Here is a 17,666-nt window from a genome sequence, read left to right on the forward strand (position 1 = left end):
AACATGAAAAGAATTAAAATTGCCAGTTTGTTAGTATTATGCTGGTCACTTTTGTTAGCAGCATGTAATACAGCCACTCCAGAAAATTATTTTGACAGAGCAGTATTAAACACCAATCTTTTTAATGATTTCGCAAGTGAGCAGTTTACCAGGATGCTGGCAGCCTATAGTAAGAAATACGAAGGTGTAAAGCAACAGGATGTTTCTGCTACGAAAATGGTTGAAATGAAGGTGATGTCTATTGAGAATGCGCTGCAGACTGTGAAAGCATTAAAAGAGACGGAAGAGACTAAAGATATGCTGCAGACTTCCATTGCTTTACATGAATATGTACTACCGGTTTACAGGAATGAGTATAAGGACCTGGCAAAATTGTTTGATAGCGGCGCTTCGGAAGAAGAAATAGCTGCAAAAGTACAGGAGATAGATACCAAATATGGTAAACGATTTGAAGAGTTGCAGGAGAAGTTAACAACGCTGGGTAAAGTTTATGCAAAGGCACATAATATTAATGTCACCTGGGGGCATTAGATTAAAAGAAGATAAAAATGGGAGAAGCTGCCTTATAAAAGACAACTTCTCCTTTGACAGATCAACTATGCTCCATTTCTGCTACTGGTAATGTTTTCTTTCCTGCATTGACCGGTTTGTTTAAGAAACTGGCCAGCATGATATCTGCTGTTTGCAAAGTGCCTTCTACCCATCCCTGCGCATCAGAATAGGCTTCACCACAAATATATAGCGGGCAATCAGCTATGGGATGTACGATCTGATCTCTTACTTCCCAGCTTTTAACACCGATGTTCCAGCTATTCCATCCACCACCGTATGGATCTTCCCCCCAGTCGCGGAATGCGGCGCTTCTTACTATAGGTGTATAATCCAGGTCATGCATTTGTCTTAGCTGACGGGCTATTTCAATCACCATACGTCTTGGTGCTTTATATTGGTCCCAGGTTTGGTTAAGGCCACCATCAACTGCTTTGATTTCATTATCATCTTCTCCTATAAACGGATCATTCAGTACAGCATGAGAACGTCCTTCCTGCCAGCCTAGTTTACGCTGAGGTCTTAATCCATCCCAGAAACCGACGTTGTTCCCATCGTCATAACTGGCAAGCAGCATAGACCGTCCTCTTATGGAAGGAGTGCCATCGCTTTTAGGCCAGTAATAAGTTTGGCGTACAGGAAGATCTGTTACTGAACGGCCGGATTCAACAGGAACAAAATTGCCGTCAGCATCAGTATATCCTGATATTCTCCACCATGGACTGCCATAAGTGGTGAATAATTTAAATAAAGGGCGGGGTGTAACAGTGCTGATCAGTGGTTGTATTTCCTGTAATTTGGGACTGTGTGGTGATAACAGGTCCAATGCGCGGCGTGGCATCGCCAGGATCAGTTTCCCGGTACTGATGATTTCACCTTCGTTAAGGGCTAACTCAAAATGATCATTCATCCACTCAAAGCCCCGCAGTTGCTGGTTCAGGCGTATATCTCCACCACCGGTTTCGAACAGATTGGCCAGTGTGATCGGCACCTGTTGAAATCCGTTGGTAAAACCTTTATAGTGGGGGGAGATGCCGAAATCAGATAAGTACCAGGGAATGGCATCTGCAGCGTTCCAGTTAAGTACTGTAGAGTCATATCCACCAGCATCCATACTGAATTGGTATCCTTCACTGCTGATCACACGATAGAGCAAATTCCAGAAACCACATTTGTACAACGGGAGACCATCAAAGGTGGCATTTTTTGTCATTTCCCGGCGCTCTTCATCTGTCAGAGAGATATCTGTGATACCAGGAACAATTTGTTCTATGGCATTTACAATGATAGTACCCGGCCCGTCTCCTTTTTCAAGAAAAGAGAGGTTATAAGGTACTTTGTCCGGATGAGTTGCAAAATCAGACAGGCGGAGGAATACACCACGCAGAAAAGCGATATTCTGTGGCTCATCTACCGGGAAATCATACAGGGTAATCTGTTCATCAGCTGGTAGTAGTGTGTTGAGTTCGGCAATCAGGTCTACGATCAGTTTCTGATTGTTTTCCAGTATACGCATTCCTCCCAGTTCAGCCACCATATCAGTAATATGTGGTGGTTTAACAGAAAGTAACCGTCCACCGATGTGATCGCTGCCCTCAAATACAACGATCTTCTTTCCCGGGAATTCTTTTTGCAGTTTCCAGGCGCTGTATACGCCTGAAATGCCGCCGCCAACTATGGCGATGTCGATTTGTTCGTTTGACATAAAAAATGGTTTTAGAAAATTGAAGGCGTGTTAGATACTATATTGAGCTGATTCGTTTCTGGTGAGTAATCAAATAGATGATCCCGCGTCCAGCGTGTAGGGCTGGCAAGCCGTTTATTTTTCATAAACTATTGGAATTTTGGTTTTTAAAGGATATTTCTTTGAATGTTATTTTGAGGTTGAAAAAGTACTTCTTAATGTATTCGTTGTTCTAACTAAACAGGTTGTTATTCCTGATTGTTTAAAATCTTTTCAGAAAAAGCGTTTTTGCTACAATAGATTTTTGTAAAAAAAGATATTAAATATGAAAAAGTAATGTAATATCTTGCAATATTATGATGTCTCTCTACTGAGATAATCCCTGTAAAATATAAGCACTATGAAATTCGCAGATTTTCTCAGAAGCCAGCTTACTGATATCGTTGATTATTATCAGCAATATCTACGGCGGACTATCGGTACAACTATCATATTTACAGCCATCTGTTTTGTAATAGCTGCTCTTCTTCTCCATTTCAATGAATTTTCAGGTAGGGCAGGAAAAAATCAGATCAGTTTACTTAATTACTTTTTCCTGTCTTATAATACAGGAGAGGTGTATAGCATTATTGATCTTACAAAAGATGTATTTATATTTTTTGTGGCATTATTCTCTATAGGATTTGCCCGTTTGGAAAAAGAAGGAATACCGGCAGAGCTTACTTTCAGTCAGTTCACGCGTAAGATAAATGTAAAGGATATTATGGTGCTGGCTGGTATACTCATTCTCTCTGCTATCATAGACTATACACTTTTTAAAATGGGGGTTTATTCTGCAGGTCATATCCGTAACAGATCTGTTGACAAATATATACATGGGACTATCTTTCAGCTCAGGATTTATATACCATTAATATTATTTTCATTAGGTGTATATGTGTTAAGAACATCAGAAAAAGTAAAGCTGAAGGTGAGAAACATCTTATTCCTTTATATCTCCCTCTGGTTATTTAATGAATTTGCTTATGAGCTTTTCATGTGGTGCCGTTATCATGTTTTTGCATTGGTGTTAATGCCGTTTGATAAGTCGGATAGTTATTATTTATTAGAAAGTGTTCCTGGTATTGTGCTGATAACGTTTTTCTTTTTAGGTTATCATGCAACGTTAACAAAGGCAACATCAACAGAAGTATAAACAATATGAAAAGAATTGTAGTCATAACTTTTCCTTTAATAGGGATACACAAGACATCATTGCCCGTATCCATCTTCTCTTTGTATTTCGTAACTTCGCTCCATGGGCAAAGTAGAGACATTACAGGAATTCTATCAGAGGAAACACGATTTCATTCCTGATAACCTTCACAAGGATATCGGGCATTTTAATGTATTTAAGTTAGTGCCTTTTGAAGGTAATAACACTAAGCCTGTTCCTTACAAAAAGCGTGATTACTTTAAAATAACCTTACTGGTAGGCGAAAGCACTATTGAATACGCCGATAAGGTTATTCAACTGCAAAAGCAGGCATTAGTATTCTCCAATCCCCAGATTCCTTACCGTTGGGAACATACCGATAGTATTCACCATGGCTATTTCTGCATATTTGACCAGGCATTCTTTCACCAGTACGGCTCTCTTAATCAGTATTCACTGTTTCACCCTGATGGTAACCACGTATTTGAATTAACTGATGAACAGGTAACATTCCTCAGCAGTATGTATGAGCGTATGTTTGAAGAACTTAATTCAGACTACATTCATAAGTACGATCTGTTAAGAACCATTGTATACGAACTGGTGCATTTTGCAATGAAAACCCAGCCTTCTGATCAGTTGGCAAAACAACCACTCAACGCTTCCCACCGCATTTCCACTTTGTTTTTAGAATTGCTGGAACGTCAGTTCCCCATTGATGATATACACCAGACCCTCAGCCTTCGTTCAGCTTCCGATTATGCTGAAAAATTAAATGTACACGTCAATCATTTGAACAGGGCTATCAAAGACGCAACCAGTAAAACCACTTCACAAATCATTATAGAACGGGTATTACAGGAAGCAAAAATCCTGTTGAAACAAACAGCCTGGACGGTATCAGAAATAGCTTACGCTTTAGGTTTTAAGGAAGTAACCCACTTTAACCACTTCTTTAAGAAACATATGCAGCTAAGTCCGGTTAAATTCCGGAATGTTTGATTTTCGTATACTATTGTTTCTTTTTCGTTATCCTGCCGAACAAACCTCCTCTAACTTTGTATCCGTAATTAAACATGACGGATTATTATGCAGAACGTATTAATAATAGGTGCAGGCGGTGGCATTGCACAGATAGTAACAGCGTTATTGTTAAAGGAGAAGAATATCAACCTTACTTTATTTGCCCGTAATACAAGCAGATTAAATCCCCAATGCAGAATTATTGAAGGGGATGTTTTTGATATGAGTGTACTCAAAACAGCGGTGCAGGGGCAGGATATTGTATATGTCAATCTTGCCGGGGAGCTGGAACAAATGGCTAAGAACATTGTGAGCGCTATGCGAGAGGCGGATGTTAAAAAAATCATCTTCATCAGTTCTATAGATATCTATAATGTTCCTTTAAGGTCCGTGTTAAAGCCATACAGGAAAGCTGCCGATGTCATAGAGGCATCAGGTCTGGAATATACCATTTTAAGGCCCACCTGGTTTAGTAATACCGATGAAGTAGATTACGAAACTACGCAAAAAGGAACACCCGAAAAAGGATCAGTCATTTCAAGGAAAAGCCTGGCTACACTCATTACTGAAATTATTAAATCGCCAGAGAAATTCAAGAACCAGAACTTAGGGGTTAATAAACCGGAATAATGAGCAAAATAGAAACGCTGGAGGATTTTTATCAGCGAAGATACGATTGGATGCCTGACAACATTCGTAAGGAGATAGGGCATTTCAATGTATTTAAGTTAGAGCCATACGTGGGTGAAAATGCGAAACCTGTTCCGTATACAAAACGGGATTATTTTAAAATCACTTTATTGATTGGCGAAAGTAAAATTGAATATGCTGATAAGATCATTGAGTTAAAAGGACAGGCATTGGGTTTTAATGAACCCACCCATTTCAACAATTTCTTTAAAAAGAACGTACAGTTAAGCCCTCTTAAATTTCGAAATCTTTAAACAATGAGTAATACTAAGCATGCAAAAGCCTTCGGCACAGCAGTAGCCCAGAGTGGTTGAACATCAGGATTGCTTCTTTAGAAACCTGTTGGTAAGCCATTTGCGAACTGGTTCGTCGTAGAGTTTCAATGATGCGTAGGCAATAATAATGCTGCCAATAAGTACCACTAAACCAGCCCAAAGACCAGTTGATGTAGAAACTTTATAGTTTTTAACCCAGGCCAGATGCAAATAGATCAATGGATAATGCGTGATATAAAGAGGGTATGATATTGCCCCAAGGAACTTGCATATTTTATTGGCATATTTCCCGGTAACACTGCCTCCTGCTCCGATAGATACGATCAATGGGAAAAATACAATGATACAAACTGATTCATACAAGCCATTCATCCAGAGATGTTCACTACCGCCAATTCTCGGAATCATGAAAATAGCAGCCAGTAGCAGGCTGCAGATGGTAAAAGCGTTTTTTATATGGATCAGTTTACCTATACGCATAAGTAATACGCCTGCAAAAAAAGGATATAGCAAACGGGCAAAACCAATATGAAGCTGGGTTTTATCTATAGACCAGCCACCTATAACATCGCCATTAGGGCCCATTATTAAATACTGTACCAGGAAACAGGCAGATAAGACTACCAGTACTGTAAGCAGTGTTTTAGAGAATTTGCGCACAAACAGTGCATATAGAATATTGGCAATGTACTCGAAGAAGAGTGACCAGGCAGGACCGTCCAGCGGATGCATTTCCTGCCAGCCGCGAATATCCATAGAGATAGGCAGAGGGATCAGTGTAAAACCAACAATCATCACCAGCAGCATTTTCCATAGGGGCGTTGCACTTATAAGCGGGAACATTCCACAAGCCTGGAAATAAAAAAGTGCTGCACCGATTAAGGTACCCATGATCACCATCGGCTGTAAACGAATAAGGCGGCGTTTGTAGAAATCCCATTGAGTCATTTTTCCCCAGCGGTCATCATAGGCATAAGCAACTACAAAGCCCGACAGCAGAAAGAAGAAGTCAACCGCCAGATAGCCATGATTAATGATTTGGTGGAAACGATCGCCGGAAAAAGTTTCAAAGACATGAAAGGCAACTACCATTATAGCCGCTACTCCGCGTAAGCCGTCAAGGATCTCGTAATGGTTCTTTGTTGGAAGGTATACTGGATTTTTACTCATTGAAGTTAAAATAAGTAAAAATTTTAATAAAAGAGAAGGTTTAATCAGTCAGTTTATTCGGTGGGTATCCAAATTGATTTTTAAAGGCATACGAAAAATGGGAAAGATTTTCAAAACCGGCCTCTAAATAAGCATCAATAGGTTTGAGCTGTTTTTCAGCAATCAGATAATGCGCCAGATTCAGCCGTCTTTCTGTAAGCCATTTTTGAGGCGTTTTATTAAAGGCTCTTTTGAAATCTCTTCTGAATGTTGCTATACTTCTACCTGTGAGGTAACTAAATTTACCCAATGGCATGTTGAACATATAATGCCGTTCCATAAAATCTGTAAGATCTATTTTACCAGGTTCTTCGAAGTTAGCCAGCAAGCCGTCAACATCTTTATCTGTTGACCGTAATATACTGATAGCTTCTTCAATTTTAATCGAAGCTATATCTGAAGGCAGATTTTCTTTTAAGTCAAAATAGGGGATGAGTGATGCCAGGCAGCTTTCAAGTAATGGATGCTTTCGGAATAGATACACTTTTTGAAGAGGCTGTATATTGATAATAGCTTTGTGTCTGGTATAAAAATTCTTTAACCTTTCTTTGGTAAGATGCATGGCCACGGCCTGGTGTGGCTTTCCATCCTTTGGGTAATTGATAACGGTTGCCAGTTGATTACGTGGAATAAGGAAGATATCACCTGCATTGAAAATATAGGTAGCATCAGACAGAATGATTTTTGTTTCACCGGAAATAAACCATACCAGCATATGATGTTCAAACATCACTTCCGTTTTAAAGAGCTTGCCATCAAAGAGTGAAAGCTTAATATCAGGAGTAATATATTTGGTTTCGAATTCCATTCAATTAAATTTACAAAATAAAACAAGCCGAATAGGCTTGTTTTATCAGAATGTTAGTTCACAGGGAATGAAATATGAGTCATTTCTTCGCTTAACGTCCATAATTTCCCTGCATTTTCAGTATCCACAGAATAGGGCTTTACTCCTCTCAGAGAGGATGGATCATTGTAATTGTGTTCAATATTACCTTCATCCAGCTGGGCCACATCCGCGTTCTCACAGTATACTCCGCCAATGCCATTTAATTGCGGACTTGTAGCACACCATACCGAAGTAGCGGCGCCCTGTTCGACTGTCTTTAACTTTGCAGCTACTTCCGTAAAGATATTCCCGTTTTCATCATGGGTCCCCATCTGCTGAAATAAAGCCATAGGCGCTACACGTCCGAGGTCAGTACCGTTTACCGAGCCGGGGTGCAAAGAAAAAGCCCTTACACCAAAGGCTTTAGCACGACGGTCCAGTTCTACTGTAAACAGGTTATTAGCTGTTTTGGATTGTCCATAGCCTTGTAATGTTTCATACTCCCGGTTTAAAAAATTGGGATCATCAAAATTAAAGGGTGCCATCTGGTGACCAAATGAAGATACATTAATCACTCTGGCTCCGTTCGCTCTTTTTAGTGCAGGCCAAAGGCGGGCGGTCAGCTGAAAATGCCCTAAATGATTGGTGGAAAGCTGAGATTCGTAACCTCGTTTATCACGTAGCAATGGCACCCACATAATACCGGCATTATTCACAAGAATATCAAGCGGACTGCCTGTAGCAAGAAATTTTTCCGTAAAAGAATCAATGGAGGATGGCGTCATTAAATCCATTACTTCAATCGTTACATTTGCTATGCCTTTCAGATTGTTGGCAGCCTTTTCTATATCCCTGGCGGGTACAATTATCTTTGCACCGGCGCTGGCAAAAGCTTTCACTGTTTCCAGACCAATACCAGCATAACCACCTGTAACAATAGCCGTTTTACCATTAAGATCGATTCCTTTTATAACATCGTAAGCTGTTGATTTTGCGTCGAACCCCGAATGAACAGGTTGTTGTAAATTGTCTTTTGTATTCATTGTTTTAAATTTTATGAAACAAAAGTAGCTGGTATTACAAGGAGTCGCTTTGTTTAAAACGTCAATTTACTTTGTTTAAAACATCATTTTATTCGTGGTTTAAGGTATCATCTGTAATTAATTCTATTCCCTTCTGTATTTTTTAAATGGGCCACCACACCTGGAGGAAGCTCCTTGCTTTCCATGAGAAAACTTACAGAATCGGTAACAAAGTTTTTTGTATTGTTTACTTTTTGAAAAATTTCAAACAGAGCAATAGGTTCCTGGTTAAAACTGATACAGGTGCTAATAAAATGCATCTCGTTCAATTTATAATCCGATTGTTTTAGTTTTTCATTAATATCTTTCAGACGTGAAATAAAATGTCGTTGCCGGATAAAGGTATTGCTATTCATAATAATGAAAACATAATCTGCATAAGCTGTTATTTTGCCATAATACTTATGATTGTCTCCTCCACTTCTCTCTATCAGGTATTCGCCAGAAGCTTCTGATTTGTATATTTCGACTGATGAGCGCCAGATTCTTTCTTCATTAATCTTGTCCGGGTTATCGGGCAGATTGCGGTTAAAGGAATACCAAAATCCAATTAATTCATCCAATAGTTTAGTATTCACTGTTGCCTTCGGAATTTCGATTTTTAAATCATTAAAACTGAAAGCCTCTTTATGCGAATTAATAAAATCGAAGTAGTTATCATACCCTAATACCTGGACAATCCTGCTTAATTTACTAAGGTTGGGTTTACTGGCCCCGACTATGTTTTTTTTCCCTTCGTATGCTTTTAACTTATTAATGATGAGATGTTCGTAAAGATAGTTTGTACCCAATAAATCTGCGTCCTTCCTTATTTTATGCCTCTTATTGTGTTCCTCCAACAGTCTGTTTAACTCCTCAGCAATATACGTCCACTCCGATTTCGAGACATCTTTCCAGGCATTCTTCCTGACAAAATGAGCAGCCAGAAAATTCATCAGTTTTTCAAGATGTAATAAATCTCCTTTTTTCATAAGACTAATATAAGACAAATATAGTATTGAATAAGACTAATGTAAGACTTTTATATTTAACCATTTTCAGAAGTTTACCATAGAAAAGAAAGCCATGAAACCACTACATTCAAATATTCTGTTAACTGAGGAACATATAAATTACCAGGAAAACGCACTTTGGATACGAATTGATAATTATGCTATTGACGATGCCAATGCCGTCATCCCGTTTTCTAAAAAAATGGCACAAACAGAGAACTGGACTGATGATTTTACCAGAGATGCCATTCAGGAATATAAGCGGTTTGTTTACCTCTGTTGCATAGCTGAAAACGGAGCATCGCCATCTATTGTAGTAGATAAGGTATGGCATATGCATTTATTGTATACTACCGAATACTGGAAAAACTTTTGCCCTAATATCCTGCAACGCGAGCTTCATCATTTCCCCAACGTAGGTGGCATAATAGATTATAAAAAACATCATGATTGGTACCTGGAAACGCTAACCTTATACATACAGGTGTTTAAGCAAAACCCACCTGCAAAATTCTGGCGTATTCCTCCGGAATTAACACCTCTTTTGTGTCTTGATAAAACTTCTGCTGCAAAACAACCACTCATGATTTCGGGTACCAAAATATCTCCGGCGGTTTATTATCTGACATTACTGCTCCCATTTATATTTACCTGGTTATTATTTGGTGAATTACCACTTCTGGATCTTTCCGTATTTCAATACTTTGTTCTTTTTACACCATTGCTTTTTATCATCAGGAGGCTTGTTATAATGAATGAGAAACGGCATCTGGAACCTGTCATCAGGAATTTGCCATTGTACAATCGCTATCAACTGGCTTATTTATCAGGTGGCTATAACAATGCATTTTTATTATTGGTAAATGATCTTGTGGAAAATAACTGGATTAAGATACGCGATACGAAAAAAGAGTTTGCAAAAAAGTACTTTTCACTTATAGTAGATCCAACAAGTGCTTCCGAAGATCAGAATTTCATCCAGCCTGAAGTGCTGTTTCAATCAATGGATCACCTGTACAATAAATCAAAATTCAGTCTTCCCCAGTTAGAGTCTGCGCTAAGTGAATACCTGCATCCCATTGCTACCGTACAAACAGCACCTCCGGAAAGAGATGCCATACTTTATCCTGTTTGGCTGGTGTTATCTGCAATGATCATTTGTTGTTTTCCTGCTGAAGAAGTTAATTTGATTACCGGGTTTTTATATGGTATACTTTTCTTGCTGTGCTTCATTTCAATCGTTTCCTGGCAGACTCCGGACAGCGATCATACTATTATGGGAAGAGCGCTTAAGAAACAGATGGGTACTCTTAAGGACATCAGTACTTTACACCAGCAGGCGATCATTCTGGAGCGTTTCAACGGTGTTTTTAATATTCCTTTTTTCAAAAAGACAGGCAACTTTTTCAAGGACGGAGGTGGTTGTGGAGCCACCCGTCCAAGCTGTGGCTGTGGTTGCTGACAGATATTATACAATAACTCCTTCAATTTTTATTACAAAAGCATTTTTCCAGACATCTGTTCAGGCAATTGTATTTTTAAGCCTTCTGCCGATTGCTGAAAACTCAATTTATCGTTTCCAGGGAGTTTCACCTCACTTACTTTACCAGTCAGATCACTGGAGGCTAATTTTTTGATTAGCGTATTATTATTGGAGGGCCATCCCAACATAATAGCATAAAGCGTTTTGCCCTTGGTCGTAAAGAGAAAGTCTTCAGCTTAAACGTATAGGGTATTAATTTTTGAAATTCTTAGACCACTGATGAAAGGTGATTTTCCTGTCAATACATAGGGATAAATTTTTCCCCTTACCCTGGTTAACGCTTATGTGTTATTTTTGATTAAAATCTTTCCCTTATGTATGAAAGGAAAATACCTGAAATGTTGGATTGTGGTCTGGCCGTAGCTATCAAAGTGGTGGGTGGCAAATGGAAAGCATGGATCATTGACTGTATAAAGCGTGATATCAGGCGTCCAAGTGCCATTCACCGGGAAATGCATGAGGTGGATTCAAGGATCATCAACCTGCATCTTAAAGAGCTGGAGGAGTACAGGATTATTGAGAAGAAAGTGTATGCCGAGGTCCCCGCCAGGGTGGAATACTGGTTCACTGAAGTTGGCAAAAGCATACTACCGGTGATCAACATACTGGAGGAGTGGGGGAATGAGCACAAAGAATATATTTATCGAAATAATGCTGAATAGATGCCTGCCAGTTCCTCCCGGAATTGTGGAAGCATGCCTGAATACGATGATCAGCCCCTATCATAGACAAGGGCTGATTATCTGCTTAACCAGCTTTTCGCAGGATTTTTATAATTGCGGCATGTTCTTCTTTGCCATAACCAGCGTCTATTGCTCTTTTAAACAAATTGGCCGCAAATTTCGGCAACTCGTTGCTGATGCCTGCTTCTTCTGCATGCTGTAACAGCAGCTGAAGATCGTCCCCTGTTGTTTTTACTGTGCTTTCGGGATCGTTGAAACGATTGTGTTGGATCACTTCGCCCATATGCTTTGATTCTGCCCCGAGGATCGGAGAAATACTCTGTATCAGCAGACCAAGTTCATCTGCCCGCAATCCTTCATTCTCACAGATTAGCGCACCATGGCAGAAGCCTATCCAGTTACCGGCCAGGTATGCCAGCACTGCAGAAAAGAGCGCAGCGGAAGCTCCAGGTTCTTCGCCCAGATAGGTAAAGGTACCTGCCAGGGCGCGCAGCGTTGACTCTTGTTGTTTGAATATATCGGTGGCACCAGATATGGTAATAGTAGCTTCGTCGCTGCCAATCTGTTTAGGCCAGGCCAGTATATCGCCGTTGAGGCAGTTTGCTCCTTGTTGGTGCGCCCATGTGTCAAAATCGCGCGCTTCTTTTGGTGTGCCGGTACTCAGTTGTACGAGGATGCGACCCCGTAGTGCAGCTACTGTTCCTCCGGTCCCGAATATCTTTTTTGTTGCTTTGTAGTCCGATACGCATATTACCAGCAGCGGACTGGCCTCAATGGCAGCAGTTATACTGGACGCAAGCAGCGCTCCTTTCTCTGTAAAATGAATGGCTTTTGATTGATCCCTGTTCCATACCGTTACCTGGAATCCCTTGGTAAGGAATGAGCGTGCTAACGCAGCACCCATGGATCCCAAGCCTATCACAGTTACTTTTGGGCTAAGATTATTTGTTGTTCCTGTCATCGTAATTCTTTTTTCTTGTTTTGAACGATGATGCAAATTAGCTCCCATGGCATTCGGGAACAATACAGGATAAAAGATTCAGGTAAGTGATAAATTTATCCCTATGTATTTAAATTGCTGTATTGATTCCTATAGACTGCTGGTGATACACCTGTTATGGATTTAAAAAAACGTACAAAATTGGAGGGAGCCGAGAAGTTATATTCGTAACTAATCTCTGCAATAGTTTTAATAGTGGATAATAATTCATGCTTACAGGATTGCGCCAGTTCGTTACGAATTAAAGTATGGGCATCTTTCCCAAAGGCATCCTGGCAAAGTTGATTAAGCCGGTTTCGATTCATTTGCAACAGTTCTGCATATTCTTTTACTGTTTGCTTTTCCCGTATACAGTCTTTCAAAAGGCTTTTGAATTTTATCATATCAGTATTACGGTATAGATTACCCTTAAGCTGGTTATGTGCAGTAAAATCCCTGTTTAAGAGTATCAATGTTTCATACAGGTAGGCCCTTAACAAATGTTGGCTATCTTCTGCTAAATTTTGTATCTCAAGTTTTATCCAATTAAATAACATCTTAAATCTTTCAATGCCCGCTTTATCAATTGGTAAAAGCGGAGAACAATCATAGTTGCCAAAATAATAAAGCCGGCTTAGGAACATACTATCTTTCAAAAACATTTCGATAAATTCTCCTTCAAATATTAACATCATGCAATCGGGTAGCACTTGCAGATCCCATTTTCTGGGCTGTGATGGACGTAACAATAAAACTGATGGACTTTTGAAGTCAATTTTTTGTTTTTCCAACGTGATTGAGCCACTCCCTTCCGGAAAAAGAAAAATCTCATAGAAGGTTGTTGCATGAACTTCATTTGAAGACATAGTTTTGCCTGCTATCTCAGATAGATTAAAGCAATCAATCAGCAGTTCTTTGCCATATTTGTATTTATGGAATTCAAGTCGAAGCATGCATAAAGATAATAAGCCTTTAAGGAAATAAATGTACTGAATTGTATTACAGGCATTGGAAAGTATTTAAAATATATAAATGCCGGATTTTTACAAAAAGGTGCAAATTGATAACAATTAATGCAAAATGATAACAAGTGTAGAGAGCTTATAGGATAGCTTTGTGTCGAAATAAAACACATATAATAACTTTAAGATGAAAAAGATAATACTAGCTTTTACAATCGGATTGATAACACTAAACAAGATCATGGCACAGGAATTACCTAAGGCGGGTGTGATATTAGCCGCAAATACCAAAAATGTTAAAATCTACACAGTAGTAGCACCACCTGAAATGTTCTCTAATACTACTCATGTTATCGAGCTCCCCCATGAATTGGTATTGGTTGATGGACAATTTTTCGCTCCTTATGCACAGCAGGTTAAGGCTTTGACTGACAGTTTAAAAAAGCCCATAACGCGGTTTTATATCTCACACGATCACCCGGACCACTATATAGGGTTTGGTGATGCTTTTCCTGATGTGCCAGTTTACGCTTTGCAAGAAACCAAAGATGGAATAGAGAAAGAAGGACAACAGACATTAGAGCAAAGACAAAAGCAATTTGGGCCAATCATTGCCAAATCACTTAACATGCCATCCCATGTACAACAGACAGGTGAGGAAATAATAGATGGAGTGAAATTTATATTTGAAAAGTCACTCAATAACGAGGCGGCGGTGTCATTAATTATCAAACTTCCGGAAGTTAAAGCTTATATAGCACAAGATGTAGTTTATAATAAAACGCATTTGTTTATTTCTGGTAATTCAGATGGCTGGCGCAGTGCTCTGAGAAAGATAGAAAACGAAAAGAAATATACGCTTATTCTTCCAGGTCATGGAGTGCCAGCTACCCGTTCCGTATTATCAGACGACCTTAAATATCTTGACTTTGTAGACCAGGCATTGGCGTCCTCTAAAACAAAAGAAGAGTATAAAGCAAAATTACTTGCTGCTTATCCCCAATATGGTGGAGCACATCTGATCGATATTTACCTGGCTTATTATCTGAAAAAAGACTGGGGAAAGTAGTAGTTTAATTCTATTTTAAACGATAGATGGTTGTATCTGGAAATAGATGCAACCATTCTTTTTTACTTTAAATAATAGTGTTGAATGAAAAATACAAAGTGAAAGGTCCGGGTAGAAATCACCCCCTATTTGTAAGAAAACGCCTCAACTTCCATCGTTATTGTGCGAAAAAAATATAGTTGAGAAACGGTGTTTTGATACGTCATACCTTGTATTTTTGGCTTTGCACATCTCAAAAAAAGCCATTAGTATGATACCATATGTACTTAGTTTTCAGGAAACCGACAGATCAAATTTTATAGCTGTAGGAGGCAAGGGCGCTAATCTGGGCGAATTGTCCGGAATTAAGGGAATACAGGTGCCGGAGGGTTTTTGTGTTACCACCGAAGCATATAAAAGAATAACCGGGAATAATCAGGAGTTTAACAGCTTGCTGGATGAATTAACGCATCTTAAGGCAGAAGAGAGGGAGAATATCAGCAGGATCAGTGCGAAAATCCGTATGGCCATCGAAAGAATACCCATTCCTAAGGATATCGCAGAAGAGATTACAGGTCATCTCACAAAGTTTGGTGAAAAAGAGGCCTTTGCTGTGCGCTCCAGTGCTACAGCGGAAGACTTGCCAACGGCATCTTTTGCCGGCCAGCAGGATACATATCTGAATATTATCGGAAGAACAGCCATCCTACAGCATATCAGCAAGTGCTGGGCATCGCTGTTTACTGAGAGGGCCATAATTTACCGCCTTCAAAACGGCTTCGACCACCGTAAAGTTCTCTTGTCTGTGGTTGTGCAGAAGATGGTCTTCCCACAGGCGGCAGGAATTTTGTTTACTGCCGATCCCGTCACCTCTAACAGAAAAGTGTTATCCATTGATGCCAGCTTCGGACTTGGGGAGGCCATGGTCTCCGGCTTGGTGAATACTGATCTCTATAAAGTGCGTAACGGCGGCATTATCGATAAAAAGATATCCACCAAGAAACTGGCTATTTATGCCTTAAAAGATGGCGGTACGAAAGAACAGGAGATTGAACCTGAGAAGCAGAATAAACAAGCGCTGACGGATGAGCAGATTTTACAGCTTGAGCGCATAGGCAGAAAGATTGAAGAACATTTTGGCCGTCCCCAGGACATCGAATGGTGTTTGGCTGATGATACATTTTATATTGTCCAGAGTCGGCCAATCACTACTTTATATCCGGTCCCTGAAGCGAATGATGAAGAAAATCATGTGTATGTATCTGTCGGTCATCAACAAATGATGACGGACCCCATGAAACCATTGGGATTATCTTTATGGCAGTTAACAGCTTTTCGACCGATGTTTGAGGCTGGTGGGCGGTTATTTGTTGATATAGCATCTAACCTGGCTTCGCCAGCTGGCAGAAAAACGATGATAGATGTCATGGGCCAACACGATCCGCTCATAAAAGGCGCACTGATAACCATCGTAGAGCGGGGAGATTTTATAAAATCGTTACCAGATGATAAAGAAGAATTGAGTTCAATCAGAAGCAGTACAGGTAAATCGTCCGCAGATATTCATGCACAAATCAAGAATGATCCGATGATCGTTTCTGATTTGATCAGGAGTAATCAGACATCGATAAAAGAGTTAAAACATAACATCCAAACGAGCTCAGGCCCGGGCTTATTTGATTTTATTCTGGAAGATGGTCAGCAATCAAAGAAGAGCCTATTTAATGCGCAAAACAGGAGTGCAATTATGGCTTCTATAGATGCAACAACATGGATCAATGAAAACATGAAGGAATGGTTAGATGAAAAAAACGCAGCTGATACACTTGCTCAATCTGCACCCAACAATATTACTTCTGAGATGGGTCTGGAGTTATTGGATGTAGCAGATGTGATTCGTCCTTATCCGGAAGTAATTGAGTATTTGCAACATGTAAAAGAGGATAACTTTTTGGATGAACTGGTTAAGCTTGATGGTGGAAAAGAAACCCGGGATGCTATCTGTGCTTATCTCAGTAAATATGGTATGCGATGTGCCGGTGAGATCGATATTACTAAAACACGTTGGAGTGAGAAGCCAAAACTGCTTGTCTCGATCATTCTCAATAATATCAAAAACTTTGGACCTAATGCAGGCAAGCTAAAATTTGAGCAGGGGAAACAGGAAGCTTTGAAAAAAGAACAGGAATTATCAGATCGGTTAAAGCAATTACCGGATGGTGAGCAAAAAGCCCTGGAAACAAAAGAAATGATCAGCCTACTCCGGAATTTTGCAGGTTATCGTGAATATCCAAAATACGGAATAATTAGCCGCTACTTTGTTTATAAACAGGCTTTACTGAAAGAAGCAGAACAACTCGTACGAGCCAACGTTATTCATGAAAAAGAAGATATCTACTATCTCACTTTTGAAGAACTTCGCGAAGTTGTACGCACAAATAAACTTGATTACCAGATCATCAGCAAACGAAAAGATGAGCATAAATTATATGAAAAACTAACTCCGCCACGTGTTATCACGTCTGATGGTGAAATCATTACAGGTGAGTATAATCGGGAGAATATCCCGGCCGAAGCTATTGTAGGTCTGGCTGTTTCTTCCGGAGTTATAGAAGGACGGGCACGTGTCATCTTAGACATGGAAGATGCTGATCTGGAAGATGGAGATATATTAGTCACCTCCTTTACAGACCCCAGCTGGACACCATTGTTTGTATCCATAAAAGGCCTGGTCACCGAAGTTGGTGGACTAATGACCCATGGAGCAGTTATCGCACGTGAATATGGTTTACCGGCAGTTGTCGGAGTGGAGAATGCTACACAGCTAATCAAAGACGGACAAAGAATCCGGGTGAATGGAACAGACGGATATGTAGAAATACTTTGTTAGTGAAGCAAAAGAGCTATCTTATAATACTTTTAA

16 protein-coding genes and 1 pseudogene are annotated in these 17,666 nt (G+C 39.7%); 9 read left to right on the forward strand and 8 right to left on the reverse strand.

Annotation, left to right across the window (positions count from 1 at the left end; all coding sequences use genetic code 11):
• The first annotated feature begins 3 nt into the window (after positions 1 to 3).
• A complete protein-coding gene (locus BMW86_RS19615) occupies positions 4 to 531 on the forward strand; it encodes a hypothetical protein (RefSeq protein ID WP_089783405.1) in 528 nt (175 codons plus the stop codon).
• Between the two features lie 61 nt (positions 532 to 592).
• On the opposite strand, the gene BMW86_RS19620 is transcribed toward BMW86_RS19615, so the two are convergent.
• Positions 593 to 2,254 (reverse strand): flavin monoamine oxidase family protein, encoded by a 1,662-nt coding sequence (locus BMW86_RS19620; RefSeq protein WP_089783406.1) that lies wholly within the window; start codon positions 2,252 to 2,254, stop codon positions 593 to 595.
• A gap of 379 nt (positions 2,255 to 2,633) precedes the next feature.
• Between BMW86_RS19620 and BMW86_RS19625 the strand changes: the two genes are divergently transcribed.
• From BMW86_RS19625 to BMW86_RS19640, 4 genes are all read left to right on the forward strand, one after another.
• Positions 2,634 to 3,428, forward strand: coding sequence for a hypothetical protein (locus tag BMW86_RS19625; RefSeq protein ID WP_089783407.1), 795 nt, complete (start codon positions 2,634 to 2,636; stop codon positions 3,426 to 3,428).
• Positions 3,429 to 3,530: 102 nt separating this feature from the next.
• Positions 3,531 to 4,430, forward strand: a complete 900-nt coding sequence (locus tag BMW86_RS19630) for a helix-turn-helix domain-containing protein (protein WP_089783408.1) — start codon at positions 3,531 to 3,533, stop codon at positions 4,428 to 4,430.
• A gap of 87 nt (positions 4,431 to 4,517) precedes the next feature.
• Complete coding sequence (locus BMW86_RS19635) at positions 4,518 to 5,081, forward strand: NAD(P)H-binding protein (protein WP_089783409.1); 564 nt, start codon at positions 4,518 to 4,520, stop codon at positions 5,079 to 5,081.
• Positions 5,081 to 5,395, forward strand: coding sequence for a hypothetical protein (locus BMW86_RS19640; RefSeq protein ID WP_177189313.1), 315 nt, complete (start codon positions 5,081 to 5,083; stop codon positions 5,393 to 5,395). The genes BMW86_RS19635 and BMW86_RS19640 overlap by 1 nt, the downstream gene beginning before the upstream one ends.
• 63 nt (positions 5,396 to 5,458) lie before the next feature.
• Here BMW86_RS19640 and BMW86_RS19645 read toward each other — a convergent pair whose 3' ends face one another.
• The 4 genes from BMW86_RS19645 to BMW86_RS19660 form a co-directional block, all read right to left on the reverse strand.
• Positions 5,459 to 6,586, reverse strand: coding sequence for an acyltransferase family protein (locus BMW86_RS19645; RefSeq protein WP_089783410.1), 1,128 nt, complete (start codon positions 6,584 to 6,586; stop codon positions 5,459 to 5,461).
• 40 nt (positions 6,587 to 6,626) lie between these two features.
• Positions 6,627 to 7,433, reverse strand: a complete 807-nt coding sequence (locus BMW86_RS19650; RefSeq protein WP_089783411.1) for a helix-turn-helix domain-containing protein — start codon at positions 7,431 to 7,433, stop codon at positions 6,627 to 6,629.
• Positions 7,434 to 7,486: 53 nt separating this feature from the next.
• Complete coding sequence (locus tag BMW86_RS19655) at positions 7,487 to 8,497, reverse strand: SDR family NAD(P)-dependent oxidoreductase (protein ID WP_089783412.1); 1,011 nt, start codon at positions 8,495 to 8,497, stop codon at positions 7,487 to 7,489.
• Between the two features lie 107 nt (positions 8,498 to 8,604).
• Complete coding sequence (locus BMW86_RS19660) at positions 8,605 to 9,507, reverse strand: hypothetical protein (protein WP_089783413.1); 903 nt, start codon at positions 9,505 to 9,507, stop codon at positions 8,605 to 8,607.
• A 94-nt stretch (positions 9,508 to 9,601) separates the two neighbouring features.
• On the opposite strand from BMW86_RS19660, the gene BMW86_RS19665 reads away from it, so the two are divergent.
• The gene (locus BMW86_RS19665; protein WP_089783414.1) at positions 9,602 to 10,990 is read left to right on the forward strand and encodes a glycine-rich domain-containing protein; all 1,389 of its coding nucleotides are present in this window, start codon (positions 9,602 to 9,604) and stop codon (positions 10,988 to 10,990) included.
• A gap of 32 nt (positions 10,991 to 11,022) precedes the next feature.
• Here the strand turns inward: BMW86_RS19665 and BMW86_RS33365 are convergent.
• Positions 11,023 to 11,226, reverse strand: a pseudogene (locus BMW86_RS33365) (alpha-L-fucosidase C-terminal domain-containing protein); the annotation flags it as partial.
• Between the two features lie 159 nt (positions 11,227 to 11,385).
• Between BMW86_RS33365 and BMW86_RS19675 the strand changes: the two are divergent.
• Entirely contained in the window at positions 11,386 to 11,733 is a 348-nt protein-coding gene (locus BMW86_RS19675; RefSeq protein ID WP_089783416.1) for a winged helix-turn-helix transcriptional regulator, read from the forward strand.
• Between the two features lie 85 nt (positions 11,734 to 11,818).
• Here the strand turns inward: BMW86_RS19675 and BMW86_RS19680 are convergent, their stop codons facing one another.
• On the reverse strand, positions 11,819 to 12,715 hold the full coding sequence (locus tag BMW86_RS19680) for an NAD(P)-dependent oxidoreductase (RefSeq protein ID WP_089783417.1): 897 nt from the start codon (positions 12,713 to 12,715) through the stop codon (positions 11,819 to 11,821).
• 101 nt (positions 12,716 to 12,816) lie between these two features.
• Positions 12,817 to 13,686, reverse strand: a complete 870-nt coding sequence (locus BMW86_RS19685; RefSeq protein ID WP_089783418.1) for a helix-turn-helix domain-containing protein — start codon at positions 13,684 to 13,686, stop codon at positions 12,817 to 12,819.
• 196 nt (positions 13,687 to 13,882) lie between these two features.
• Here BMW86_RS19685 and BMW86_RS19690 point away from each other — a divergent pair, with 196 nt between their 5' ends.
• Both BMW86_RS19690 and ppsA read left to right on the forward strand, forming a co-directional pair.
• Entirely contained in the window at positions 13,883 to 14,764 is an 882-nt protein-coding gene (locus BMW86_RS19690; protein WP_143056625.1) for an MBL fold metallo-hydrolase, read from the forward strand.
• Between the two features lie 250 nt (positions 14,765 to 15,014).
• Positions 15,015 to 17,633, forward strand: coding sequence for a phosphoenolpyruvate synthase (gene ppsA / locus BMW86_RS19695; protein ID WP_089783420.1), 2,619 nt, complete (start codon positions 15,015 to 15,017; stop codon positions 17,631 to 17,633).
• Positions 17,634 to 17,666: the final 33 nt, after the last annotated feature.

Source organism: Chitinophaga sp. YR573, from assembly GCF_900110995.1.
Classification (GTDB): domain Bacteria; phylum Bacteroidota; class Bacteroidia; order Chitinophagales; family Chitinophagaceae; genus Chitinophaga.

Bases quoted from the DNA above. Each gene is read 5' to 3' on its own strand.
- BMW86_RS19615 (WP_089783405.1), top strand. From the start codon at position 4: ATGAAAAGAATTAAAATTGCCAGTTTGTTAGTATTATGCTGGTCACTT.
- BMW86_RS19620 (WP_089783406.1), bottom strand. From the start codon at position 2,254: ATGTCAAACGAACAAATCGACATCGCCATAGTTGGCGGCGGCATTTCA.
- BMW86_RS19625 (WP_089783407.1), top strand. From the start codon at position 2,634: ATGAAATTCGCAGATTTTCTCAGAAGCCAGCTTACTGATATCGTTGAT.
- BMW86_RS19630 (WP_089783408.1), top strand. From the start codon at position 3,531: ATGGGCAAAGTAGAGACATTACAGGAATTCTATCAGAGGAAACACGAT.
- BMW86_RS19635 (WP_089783409.1), top strand. From the start codon at position 4,518: ATGCAGAACGTATTAATAATAGGTGCAGGCGGTGGCATTGCACAGATA.
- BMW86_RS19640 (WP_177189313.1), top strand. From the start codon at position 5,081: ATGAGCAAAATAGAAACGCTGGAGGATTTTTATCAGCGAAGATACGAT.
- BMW86_RS19645 (WP_089783410.1), bottom strand. From the start codon at position 6,586: ATGAGTAAAAATCCAGTATACCTTCCAACAAAGAACCATTACGAGATC.
- BMW86_RS19650 (WP_089783411.1), bottom strand. From the start codon at position 7,433: ATGGAATTCGAAACCAAATATATTACTCCTGATATTAAGCTTTCACTC.
- BMW86_RS19655 (WP_089783412.1), bottom strand. From the start codon at position 8,497: ATGAATACAAAAGACAATTTACAACAACCTGTTCATTCGGGGTTCGAC.
- BMW86_RS19660 (WP_089783413.1), bottom strand. From the start codon at position 9,507: ATGAAAAAAGGAGATTTATTACATCTTGAAAAACTGATGAATTTTCTG.
- BMW86_RS19665 (WP_089783414.1), top strand. From the start codon at position 9,602: ATGAAACCACTACATTCAAATATTCTGTTAACTGAGGAACATATAAAT.
- BMW86_RS19675 (WP_089783416.1), top strand. From the start codon at position 11,386: ATGTATGAAAGGAAAATACCTGAAATGTTGGATTGTGGTCTGGCCGTA.
- BMW86_RS19680 (WP_089783417.1), bottom strand. From the start codon at position 12,715: ATGACAGGAACAACAAATAATCTTAGCCCAAAAGTAACTGTGATAGGC.
- BMW86_RS19685 (WP_089783418.1), bottom strand. From the start codon at position 13,686: ATGCTTCGACTTGAATTCCATAAATACAAATATGGCAAAGAACTGCTG.
- BMW86_RS19690 (WP_143056625.1), top strand. From the start codon at position 13,883: ATGAAAAAGATAATACTAGCTTTTACAATCGGATTGATAACACTAAAC.
- ppsA (WP_089783420.1), top strand. From the start codon at position 15,015: ATGATACCATATGTACTTAGTTTTCAGGAAACCGACAGATCAAATTTT.